We start from the raw sequence: 12,915 nt of genomic DNA on the forward strand, positions 1-12,915 counted from the left end.
TTATCTTCTCAGTATATTGGTTAAATCTGCCCGCCAAGGTAGATAGCCATCATTTACGGTTCGGAGTTGATATTCCGGACAGGTATTTAACATCACCGGACAGCCATAAGCCGGCTTTTTCGCAATGATGTCTTTAATGCTAGTTAATAACGCTTCAGACTGCTTTGAATTTTCTTGATTAATTAACTCTGCGTAATGCTGTTCATACTTTGAATTAAGATTAAAAAATCCTAATGATAAAAACTCCCGCAATTTTTGTTCATTTTCGGCGGCTACGGCATCTGATTTTGCTGCATCCAATTTCTCGGTATCAAGTTCAATGTTCTTCATTACTTGCACCCACTCTCTTTGCGTTTGAATGGTATGTAAAATCTTAATAATGGCTGCACTGCGCTTTGTATAAAAGATATTTGCAAATGATTGCTGTATATTATCAACCCAATTAATACTTGGTATCCACCATGATCTTTTTTTATCAAACGCATTGACCTGCATTAATAGCGCAATTAACATGCCTTTGGATTCTGGTGGTGAGATTAACAGTAATTCATCACCATTCAGTATATTTTCTGCGAGTTGGTTACGCTCTGTCACTTCCCCTAATTTTTCACCAAATGAAGAAACACATCGTATAAAAATATCTTTAATATTTTCCAGAGATTCAGCTAATAAATCATCAATAGACTTTTTAAAACCAATTACCAGTGTCATCATATATTTTAAATGTTCAAAAGTATCCAATGCTATAAATTCTAAATAACTATAATTAGACCAAAATAGTTGATGAGCAAACCAAGATAAAAACTGTTTTATTAATGTAAAATCAACAGCAAATTCGAGAGAACCTTTAGCTCCCACTCCACAACATAATGAAGCATGGCAACGAATAAGTATTTTACCATTAACAATTTTACAATATAATGAAAATCCCGCACCAATACCTGCCATTAAACCAACTTTAGGATTAGCGCTAGCAAAATCTTCAAATTCAAGTTGATTATTTAACTTCTTTCTTTCTTCTTCTGAATAAAAAGATAACGGTTTTAACCATTGTAACGCACCAACAACACCAATCTCGGCTCTAGCACCAGCAAAGGCTGAAGCATCCAATGATGTACCTTGTGCATCAGTATCTTTAATCTGTTGATTAATGCTATTACCCTGTTGATTTCGACTTTTAAAATTTTTATTTTTCTTACCGCCTTTATTGCCTGACAGTACCTGTCTTTTAACCCCATTTTGTTCCACAACTTGCACTGATAATTGAGCACATATACCAACTGAAGCGCCAATAAAACCCGAAAGATAAGCACCTAAACTTAATCTAAAATGTCCTATGGGATAGGATTGTACTCTTCCTTGGCTATCTAAACCTTTTAATTGCCATAGAATACCTAAACGATCAGGGATAAAAATACTGGCAGCAATAGATCCTGTCGCTAAAGCAACTTCTCCACTTAATTCACCTTTTAAGTTGATTCGACCCTTTAACAAATCAATATCACTTTCTATTTGAGCAGCATATGCATATCGCATAAATTGAGCACCACCGGATATGTTGAAAATTCCGATTTCCTCATCAATGCTTAATATATTTTCTAATTCTTCTGCCCATGGTTTAATAAGGTCCCCCAAAACATAGCCACTATCTCCAAAGAGAGGAATTTTAAGTAATTCGCTTTTAGCTTCAGGCGTTGTTAGCTGTTCTGTTAATTTTTTTAAGTTATATCTTTTATTACCATGCCTATCTTCTTCAATAATACTATCACTACCTTGCCTTGTACTTCCACTTTCTTGAGTGCTTGAGTTTAATTCTCTAATTTTGATTTTATTTGATCTGTCTTTTGAGATGACAACCTTGCGTAAGTAAGCAAAACGATTTGTTCTTATATTTCCCGATTTACTTGGATCCTTAATCATGACTGGTAATAACTCAACGATTTCGCTGAATGTAGTACCATCTACCATGGTCTCGTCTTCCCATTCACTTTTTAATTGATATTTTACATCTTCAAGCAATGTTAAACTTTGGAAAAATAAATCCACTAATTCATTGATAGAACCGAAATTTAAATCTACCGGTTTTTCAATGGCTTTTGAGATTTTTTGGGATTGGGCCAGAATTTCGTCTTTTAAATCATCATTGCTCTTTAACCCCTGTTTATTCATTTCAATGCGATTTAAAAGGTTGATTGATTCTGAATATAATTCTTCATATTGTCTACTTTTCTCAGAATAATAATGTAATAGTCGCCACTCATCTTCAAAAAGTTTTGGGTTTTCGGGAATAATAATCTCCTCAGTTTCTGGTGAAATGTAAACTTGAATCGGTTCACTTTCAATATCTACAATATCACTGTGCTCCTTGCTTAAAGAAACTTGGTCATTCATATTATTCCTCACTACTTTAGTAATTTTGTTATTATCTATTTATAGGTATTAATTTAAGCTATTTTTATATATTAATAACTAAAACTGTTGCTAAATGTTGAACATCAAATATAACTAAATTGCTATATTATTAAGCACTTATAAAATTCTTTGAAAGTGAACATTCTCCCCAGTACGATTATAAAAATCACACAGCGCTTCCTTGGTTTAATTGGTTTGCTGTCATTATTTATCCTTCGACGATAATTTTTACATTTTTCTTGCTCATACCGTAAACTCGTTCGGTGTAACCATTTTCATCACTGATGCCTCGAATAATTTCGCCGTCGCTAACCTCAATTCGATAAGGCACAAACGCTCTAGGTTCTTTTGTCCGCTCATCAATAATACGAAATTGCTGACTATATAAATTTGTATTCGCTAAATTTGACGATTTTAAACTTGCTGATCCTGACTGAGAGCCGGCTGATGAATACGACACAGAACCACTCTTATAAATAACACCACCTGGGCAACCAATTTCAACAGAGCCATTGGCTAATTTGATATAAGCACCCTGACATTTAATCGTAATTGCTTTTTGTGCCATAATTTCGATTTCATCATTCGTACTTACAATTGATATATTTTTCTTAGCCATGATATCCATTGCATTGGTTTGTGCTTGTAATTCTACTTTACCTTTTACCGCAAACAGTTTTATTCCTAACTTACTGGCAAATAACCCTATTGATTCACCTGCCGTTAATGCTATTTTTTTCATAACTGAAATATAACTATTTTGATTTGCAGTTAAGCGAATATTATCATTAGCACTGAATTGAATATCTTTAGGCGTCACAATTCCTACTCCAGCGGGTGCATCAAGTAACATGCCTGCTTGAGTTAGTCTATTGAGGCTGTCCTTTAAATCTTGTTGGGTTGATGTATCAATTGCATCAATTCCTGAGTTTTCAGCCGCTTGTGCCAAAACTTTCGCCACTTGTAGTGCTGATTCTAATTGTGCAACAGCTGCACGCATATCTAATTGCTCACCACTGGCTTTCGGTTTCGACTCCGTCGTGATATATAATCCCTTGCCGGCTCTGATCGCCCCCCATTCATCAGTACGTAATTCGAAACCCTCTCCCCGTTGCTCTTTATTTTGATTGACTAAATGACCAATATTAAGTTGGGTTTTGCCGTACTCTGTCGCTAACTTAATATGTTCTTGACCACGTTTATCATCCATCCGTAATTTGTTGTTAGCCGGTGTACGAATCACATTGCGGTGTTTATTTGCTGTTGCTACATGGTCTGGATGAGTACTGTTATGCATGGCATACGCGATATACGGACGATCAGGATTACCGTCAGTAAATGCAATAGCTACTTCTGTTCCATCAATTAAAGGAAAGTGAATCCCATAATGATCACCGGCGTAAGGCTTGGCTAATCTTACCCATAAACTCTCTTCACCATTAGGCCAAGACGCTAAATCAAAAGCGAATTTCACTCGATAACGACCTTGGATATCGATATAACCATAGGTGTCATTATCTGGACTGGTTATTTTCGCCGGTAACGTGCCACTAATAGTCGGAAACGGTAACGGTGCAGGACGGTAAGGTTTCAAGCGGTCAAAGACAATAGCGGTAAATTCAACTTCATAGGCAGCACTACGATCGGCATACCCATGAGTCGTTAAAATAATAATGCCGTTTTCTATATCCGCGAGATCACAATTTTCTATTGAAAGCTGATGACCCGGAGCTAATGTGTAATCATTGCTTTTACCGTGAATAATTCGCTGATGACTTATCGCATGTTGGTGACGAATCGTAGCATACCATTCACCACTTTCCACCATTTCATCCTGTTCATCGGCAGTCTGGTTTCGATAATGTTCGCCATAACGATAATCGTGTCCCCGCGTTGTAGTATCATTTGCAGCACGATTGACTTGCGATTGCATATTAGCCTGTGCTTTGCGATAGTTATAATCATTCACACCTACCGACTGTATCACGGTCTGACTATGAGATTGTAATCCCCAGACACTATGACGACCACTATCCCCCATACCACTAGGCGTTCGCCCAATGACTACACCATGATTAGCAAGCCCCTGCTCGTCATCACTCATCACAATGACATCACAATTATGCTTTGGATGGCTTTCAAAACGTAACCAAATGCCCACATCTGCCAATAATCGTAAAATAAATGCTAAGTCACTCTCTTGCCATTGTGTAATAAGTTCGCGGTTAGGATAGTTATTTTTTAACGCTAAACGATAGTCTACGCCGGTAAAACCATGCCGACGTAATACCGATTCCACAACACTCACTACACTCTGATTTTGATAAATCGCACTATTATGGCTATTCGCGAGTAAAGCAAGTCTTGGTACCAGTATTACCTGATAACGTGCTTCTTCTTGATTAACCGATAGCTGACTGAATCCTGTAACGACACCATAAAGAGTACGTGCAGATGGTGGTGTTTCTAGTGAGCTAACTGACTGCACGATATTCTTTACTGTCGGCGGCAGAAAAGAAAAAGAGGCAGGTTGACTAAGAATTTGATCCACTGATAAAGCACGATTAGGACTTGTGAACGTTATACAATAACGCCAAGGCTGATTCAACTGCTCTTGAATATCAACTGATAAGACTGATATAGATTCAAGTTGATTAAGCCCATCAAGTTTAAGTGAATAACGGTTTTGTTGAACTAATTTAGTCATTGTATCAATTGTGTTATTAACTATTTTTCCGACATTAACCATTGCCTCTCCATTATCCTGTTGCTTTAATATTTCCTGTATATTTCTTATACTCTGTGAATTTTCTTAGTCACTCTTCCCTACAATGATGAACTATTTTGTCGGTTTCTCTGTTTCAGTGGTTTTTTTCTTTACTACCTTTGCTGTTTTCTCTTTGGGTTTGGATTTGCTCTTAGCCGTTTTCTTCTTAGTTGGTTGTGAATCATCAACCCACTCTAAGACAATGCCCTCATCTTCAAGAAAATCAAGCGATAACGTTTTATTCTGCTGCTGAATATTGTTACTTTGTAGTAACAGATTAGATACGACCGGTAAAATCTGCTGATTCAAGATGCTATCAATATTACGCGCACCTGTATCAGGCAGTAGACATGCATTGACTAATTGTTCATAAAGCGCTTCACCAACGTTGAATTGAATGTGGTAATGTTGGTTAAGTCGTTTCGCTACTTTTGCTAATTTCATTTCAACAATTTGGCGCATTGCCTCACGATTTAATGGCGTGAAAACAATTGTTTGGAAACGCGCTAATAATGCCGGTTGGAAATGTTCACGAATAAATGGACGTAATAGTTCTTGTTGAGTCGCAACCGGTGCATCTGGCATCTCTTCAAAAAGAGCCATTAGCTGATCACTACCTAAATTAGATGTCATTAAAATAAGAGTATTACGGAAATCTATTTCACGCCCTTCACCATCACGCATAAAGCCACGATCAAAGACTTGATAGAATAGATTAAGTACATCTCTATGTGCCTTTTCAACTTCATCTAATAAAACGACGCTATAAGGTCTTTTTCTTACGGCTTCTGTTAATACACCGCCTTGCCCATAACCGACATAACCTGGAGGTGATCCTTTAAGCTGTGATACCGTATGTGCTTCCTGATATTCTGACATATTAATCGTAACGAGTGATTGTTCGCCACCAAATAGCGTATCAGCCAATGCAAGAGCGCATTCTGTTTTACCAACGCCAGAAGGACCAACTAGTAAAAATACTCCTATTGGTGCATCTTCCGAAGTTAACCCAGTTTTCGCTGCACGAATTCGTCTAGCTAATTCAGCAAGTGCAACATCTTGACCTACTACACGTTTTCTTAGATCGTCTTCAATATGTAATAAGTGGCTTTGTTCATCTTTTAACAGACTTTCAAGCGGTACACCTGTCCAATCTGCAATAACCGTTGATACTGTTCGACTATCAACATCTAACGATAAAAGTGGTGTATTACCTTGTAAGGCATGCAATTTTGCCTGTGTTTCTTTAATTTGCTTAATCCATTTTTTATCATCACGATCATCTTTAGTACGCAAAGTGATTAATTCTTGTATTAAAGATTTTTCTTGCTCAAATTGTTTTTTCGCATTTGCAAGATCGGCCTCTAATAATTGGACTTTGGTCGTGATTTCATCAACCCGTTTTTGTAAATCATCATCGACAAAAGATTGATCGGTAATGAGTGCTGCTTGTTCTATTTTTAGAGAAGTTATTTTTGCTTCTAGAAGTGTTATTGATTCAGGTATCGTATCTAAACTCATTCGTACACGAGCTGAAGCCGTATCAAGTAAATCAACCGCTTTATCTGGTAATTGGCGACCACTTATATAACGGCGTGATAGCGTAACGGCTGTCGTTACCGCTTCATCCAGAATATGCACACCATGATGTTTAGCATAACGTGATTTTAAACCACGTAACATAATGCAGGCATTTTCATCATTTGGTTCATCCACTTTGACCATTTGGAAACGACGCTCTAAAGCTGCATCTTTTTCAAAATACTGTTTGTACTCTGACCATGTTGTAGCAGCAATGGTACGTAATTCCCCTCTTGCTAAGGCGGGTTTAAGTAAATTGGCAGCATCTGCACCACCAGCCGAATTCCCAGCACCAATAATGGTATGTGCCTCATCAATAAAAAGTAATATTGGTGAAGGTGATTGTTGCACAGCGTCTATCACATTCTTTAAGCGTTGTTCAAATTCACCTTTAACACCTGCTCCTGCTTGTAGCAGACCTAAATCCAATGTCATGATCGTGACATCTTTTAAACTGGTTGGTACGTTACCTTCGGCAATTCTTAGCGCTAATCCTTCAACTAACGCAGTTTTACCTACACCGGGTTCACCAACTAAAATAGGGTTGTTTTTTCGGCGACGTGACAGAATATCGATCATTTGTCGAATTTCACTATCACGCCCAAATACAGGATCGATTTTTTCAGAACGGGCTTTTTCTGTCACATTTTCACAAAAACGATTAAGCGCCGCTTGGTGATGTTTTTGTTGTTCAATCACTGATTTATCGTTTTGAATCACATCTAATTGATTTTTTTGATCGTTGTTAGAAGCAATCACTTTTTCGACATCTTCTGACGCTTGTTGAGAACTAAATAGTTGTGCCTGAAACGTTTCATCAGAACTTTTATCTAACACAGGTCTTAAGCGTTTTAATGCGATGACAGATAGGCTGAGTAGTTGCCATGCATCTTGCGCTTTTAAACTCTGTGGCGATTCTTGTAATGCTTGTAATAAGTGTATGGAGCGAATTTGCTCTTCATGATCTTCAAGTGATGCTTTCAACCAAGCTGCCTGTAGTAAATTTATCAATGAATTGGATAGGCTTGGTTTTTGATTAATAGTATGTGGTAATGAATCCAGATAACTGAGTAAACCTTGCCAAAGCTCATCCATATTAAATTGATAATGCCGAGCGATAATTGTAATGTCACTATTACCCTGCTCAAGTAGTTTTAGTAACCAATGCTCTAATGTGATCTCTGAATGCGCTCTTGTTTCACAAAGTCCTGCTGCAGATTCTAATGCTCTAGCACAGTATGGATTGAGTCTTCGTAATAATGTGGAAGGATCAGTTATCATTGTTATTCCTTTTCTCAACGCTAAAAATATAAGTGTTATTGTTTAATTTATTTATTTGTAAAATTTCTAATGATTTATATATTCATGATTTTTTGATGGGTAACTATTAATAGCTTTTAAGTAAGTATACTTAAATTGAATTTCAGATATTACTTACCAGTTATTACTCTTAAATCTATTCGAAATGTATGTAATAAATAAATATTAAAATGAAATCAATGTATGGTGATAGCAATCATTTTCAGATGCCATCACATAGTGATGACATCTGTTGGCAAATCAAATTAGCTTCTACTTTCTACCCAGCTATCTGAGTGAATAATATTGCCATCTTTGAAAGTCCAAGTGATTTTTTCATAACGAAGTTCAACACGCTCTAAGTGATTGTATTGTTCCTTTGTTGGATCTTTGATATTGTGCATTTCAGGTTTAACTGAAACGATTTTTACACCTTCCATGAAGGTATTAAAATATTCAACTTCCTGACCTGCATTATCAATTTGGTACCACTTAATTTCAACTGATTTTAGGTTTTGACCGGTAGTTACTGCTTTGTAAAGGTAAGGAGATGAAGAATCTACTTCTTTTACAAATTCAAGAGCTTTATGAACACGGGTACCAGTTAATTTACCGGTATTACCGTCGGTTGGGATGTAGACTTTATGATCAAATTCTACAACTTCAACACTTCCTTCACGTCCCTCTACTGTAACTGAACCTTTAATTTCAGAACCGCCATCATCTTTTAAAAACATATATGCTGGTACTGCCATTGTTTTAACTCCTTATTGTTATTGATTATTGGTATTACTATATTTTAATTTAATTCTCATCTATCAACTGACACGTTGTTATTTGAGGAACTAAATTAATTTCCACACGTCGATTTTGTGAACGATTTTCTAATGTATCATTACTCACCAACGGTTTTTTTGCGCCATAGCCTTGTATAGCGAAACAGGTTTCAGGGATATCACTGGTTTTAATAATCCAATCCCTAACTGCCGCAGCACGATCTAAAGATAGCTGCTGGTTTTTATTTGCATCACCAGTGGAATCAGTGTGTCCAGAAATTAATATTAACCAACCAACATCATTATTTAATTTGATTTGTGTTTTAATTTCCATCAATGCATTAATTAATACCTTAGTCGATTCTGGTTTTAATGTTGCTTTTCCACTTTCAAAGAGTGATAAACTGTCTAATCGTATCACTGGATATTCTTTTATAACGATTTCTTTTTCTTTAACGATAATTGTTTCTGGTTCAGGTTTTGGCTCTGGTGGCGGTGGTGGTGGAACATAACGCCCAATTGCCTGATTAAGCGGTTCTAATAAGTTATATCCATGATAAAGCCCTAAACCTAGTCTTACCGGAATGCCTTGGGTATAGTGATCATTTAGTAGATCACGATCGGCCTTTAAAATTTCTAACGCTTTATATTTTTCATCATAACTATCCGTAGCGATTAAATCATAGTTATGAATATCATTATCAATTTGCTGTGCTAATTTAATATTATTCCAATAAGACGCACCTAAACCTGCCATGAAAAATACCGATGTGATCATGATCATATTGCATATAGCTTTTCTTAACGGTGAATAAGGGTAAGCTATTGGCATATATTTCACTAACTGATCAGGTGGCGTAAGAATTTCCTGTAGTGAATGATGATTAGGAATTGTTAATGTCGTCAGTTTATTGATTTGATGATTGAATAAGTTATCACTCAAAACTTGTGAATTTAAGGGATAAATAGCAACGCCTTCTGGTTCACATTTTGCAATGGTCTGTTTGCTATTTGTTAATACACTAAGTATGTGTGTATTTATCCATTTTTCGTACTCTCGTAGCATTGCTCTAATGCTTAGACGTTGTTGTCGTTCTTTTGAACCCAACTTTTTATCATTAACCCAGTTATCAACCGGTGATAGATATTCGTCCATGATATAAAGTTGTCGAGAGATGATTTGATACCAATTAACAGGTAATGTTCCCTCATCATGGTAGTGAATGTTATTTAGACCAATATGAACTGATACATATACGGGTAAACGATATTTAGCAATTCGGCATGTATCGACCCAAGACTGTCTGAATGATTGTAATTTTGCCGTATATAAGCCTTGTTTATTTTCTAATTCAGGTGTCGTTGCTAACAATAATCCAATTCGCCCTAACATATCTGGCCAACGAGCCACAAGTGAATCAAATACTATTGGTAATTCAGAATATTCTTCCACATACACCCAAACCGCATCGGAAGATACGATGATATTCGACTCTGCTAAGGTAAGATCTTCGGGGAAGAATTGTTTTGCACAATTACCAGTAACTAATAAAATAGGCAAACGATAACGTTGTCTCGCAGGTAATAATGAGAGCTTTTGTGCTAGGAAATTAATATTTTTAGTACAAGCATTTAACCTTTTACGATAACGTAATTGGTAATAAAATAACACACTTGCAATACTTAAAATTAATATTAAACCAATGATCTTCCAACCAATTGAAATTGGAAAGAAAACTAAAACTAAAATTAAGCTAAGAACGGCACTATAAATAATCTGTAAACGCCATGGATAATCGTTCATTATTAACCCTCTTATCCTTAATTATATTAATGGCTTGATAAGATCATTGAGTCTGTCATCTAAAAAGAAATAAAGACCAATGACGAATCCAATTGAAAGTAATGTAAACAGCATAAGCAATGTTTTACGACCTAAATATCGAAAACTCTTATTCTGAACAATAATGGCGTGTTCAAGTTCAGGTTCGTGATTATGCAATGCTTCCCTTAAAGCAATAATTAAATGTTCTCGTTCCATTTGCGGTTGTCCTAAATAACAACCTTGAAATCCGAGTCCCAATATGCGATCGAAACAATTTAGAATTAAATATTCTTTTTTATCTGCACGTAACCGACTGCGAATCTTTTCAAATAAATCGTGTCCCGCATTATTGGTGTTAAAAAATACCACTTGTAACGGCGCACCAAGCCATTCATCATAATTTTGAGGATGAGTATTGTCCCTGCTACAGAGCAATACCGTTTCATCTAGTAGTGCACATAGTGCATAACTGATATCATCAATAACATCTTGGCTATATTGTGCGACATGAAGTTGCTCTCGTAATGTCAGCACCTGCTGTTTACATTGTTTATAGAGATTACTAACAGATGAAATAGCCGAACCTTCTTTTAGTTGTATAACGGTTAGGACGCTATCTCTTAGTAATTCATCAATCATTATATTTTGTTGTTCTGTCGTCATGATGCAATTCCTATGAACGTAGTACCGCAAAAAGTTCTAATGAAATATCTGGTATCGATCTTGGGACATAAAATTCACAACATCTAGCTAACAACATAGCCTTGGCGGAATCGTGAGAAAGATCTAACGCAAAATATTGATTTTCCAGTCGCATAGGAATAGCTGCTGGAACATGGCTCAAGGCTTTTATCGGTATTCCTGATAATGCAGAATGTATAATTTGTCTTACATCATCTGGTGCACCTGCTTTACATAAAATTGGGAATTGCGATTGAAGTTGATGACCCGGCATACTTGATCGTACAGATAAATAAAAATCAGCATCTTCCACTAGGCGACCATCGTGTAAACGACCTATCCAGAAGGTGTCTTTATCATGTACCAAATCAATTTTGATAACACGAGAAGGTAAACTTTCTTCTAATAAATTACGTACTAATTCAAAAAGAGGTGGAAATACCGCATTTAAATTATCATGTTGATAAGCTGGTATACCATCGACATCATTCGCGAGGGAAAACGTTAATAGCGCTCCAGTAAAAGCTACCAATTTTTGATATAGATTTTCTGGATGAATAGTTGGATTATCACGTAAAAATTTTAATTGTGGCTCAAAACTATTTAAAGAATTGAGTAGCCAAAATAATGATACATCAGCAACTGCAAACTCAGCCATTTGCTGATTTCTTTCATGTCGCATCCCCATCAAACGTTGACGTTTAGCCTTGACCTGAATACATAACAACTCAAGCTCTTTAAGAAGCGGGCTATTTTGGGGTTCTAAATTTAATAATGGTGGAATATATTGATTATCTAACACAAAATGACCATTGAGATCACGTTTTAGTATTGCAATTGGACAAGTTAAATATTCACTATGATCTTCAAAATCAAATAAAAAACTTAACGCACAGCGTTCTACCGCTATGGTTTCTTGACCATTTCCAAGTAAATCAGGTACTTCAACCCATTCTTGGCGATAACGCGTCGGTCTTTCTACTCGTTCATCATCTAGGATGCAATTTTCACCATTTTTATGCAATACCGGCAGTCCAATATAGACTTTGACTTCCTCAACCGAAACAGGAACTTCTGTAGCAAGATCTCTGACCGTTGGAATATTATCCGATACGTCAGTATCTACCAGTACGCCATCTGTGAAACGTAAACTAAGCGTTTCAATACTGAGACGATCGACTAGTAACATTTGCTGATCAATTTGCAAACGCTCAATTCCCCATGGGTTAGCAAGATAGAGTTTTGCTAGATGCTGTTTGCAATATGATTCCCACATTGTTTGTTGTTGAAATTGTTCAGGTGTTAAAAATACCCCTTCATTCCATAGCGGGCGATATATTTTCATTGCTTTATTAAGCTCCACTTAAAAGATCTCTTTTTTAGCATAAAACTAAAAAATAAATCTAATTAATCATGATAAACCATGGTACAAACAACTTATTATTACGTTGTCCGAGAATAAAATTACCATATATCTAAAGTCTATTTTTATACTAAAAAGACACTCAACATGTTTAAAACAGTGATGTACTTTTATTACGATAACTCAAACAACTGACTCGTAATTTAAGTCA

General features: G+C 36.1%; 7 protein-coding genes. All 7 read right to left on the reverse strand.

The features are described 5' to 3' along the window. On the reverse strand, nucleotides 1-2,391 hold the full coding sequence (locus tag FPB0191_RS09625) for a hypothetical protein (RefSeq protein ID WP_039105665.1): 2,391 nt from the start codon (nucleotides 2,389-2,391) through the stop codon (nucleotides 1-3). Between the two features lie 229 nt (nucleotides 2,392-2,620). Then, nucleotides 2,621-5,161, reverse strand: a complete 2,541-nt coding sequence (locus FPB0191_RS09630; protein ID WP_052236927.1) for a type VI secretion system Vgr family protein — start codon at nucleotides 5,159-5,161, stop codon at nucleotides 2,621-2,623. A gap of 90 nt (nucleotides 5,162-5,251) precedes the next feature. Then, a complete protein-coding gene (tssH, locus tag FPB0191_RS09635; protein WP_082018306.1) occupies nucleotides 5,252-8,041 on the reverse strand; it encodes a type VI secretion system ATPase TssH in 2,790 nt (929 codons plus the stop codon). A gap of 284 nt (nucleotides 8,042-8,325) precedes the next feature. Further along, nucleotides 8,326-8,814 (reverse strand): Hcp family type VI secretion system effector, encoded by a 489-nt coding sequence (locus FPB0191_RS09640; RefSeq protein WP_039105668.1) that lies wholly within the window; start codon nucleotides 8,812-8,814, stop codon nucleotides 8,326-8,328. A 49-nt stretch (nucleotides 8,815-8,863) separates the two neighbouring features. Continuing rightward, a complete protein-coding gene (locus FPB0191_RS11785) occupies nucleotides 8,864-10,639 on the reverse strand; it encodes an OmpA family protein (RefSeq protein ID WP_052236928.1) in 1,776 nt (591 codons plus the stop codon). A gap of 21 nt (nucleotides 10,640-10,660) precedes the next feature. Then, on the reverse strand, nucleotides 10,661-11,323 hold the full coding sequence (locus FPB0191_RS09650; protein WP_052236929.1) for a DotU family type IV/VI secretion system protein: 663 nt from the start codon (nucleotides 11,321-11,323) through the stop codon (nucleotides 10,661-10,663). A 10-nt stretch (nucleotides 11,324-11,333) separates the two neighbouring features. Beyond that, nucleotides 11,334-12,686: a type VI secretion system baseplate subunit TssK gene (gene tssK / locus FPB0191_RS09655; RefSeq protein WP_039107023.1), complete on the reverse strand. Its 1,353-nt coding sequence runs from the start codon at nucleotides 12,684-12,686 to the stop codon at nucleotides 11,334-11,336. Between the last annotated feature and the right edge of the window lie 229 nt (nucleotides 12,687-12,915).

This window comes from Frischella perrara, from assembly GCF_000807275.1.
GTDB classification, from domain to species: Bacteria; Pseudomonadota; Gammaproteobacteria; order Enterobacterales; family Orbaceae; genus Frischella; species Frischella perrara.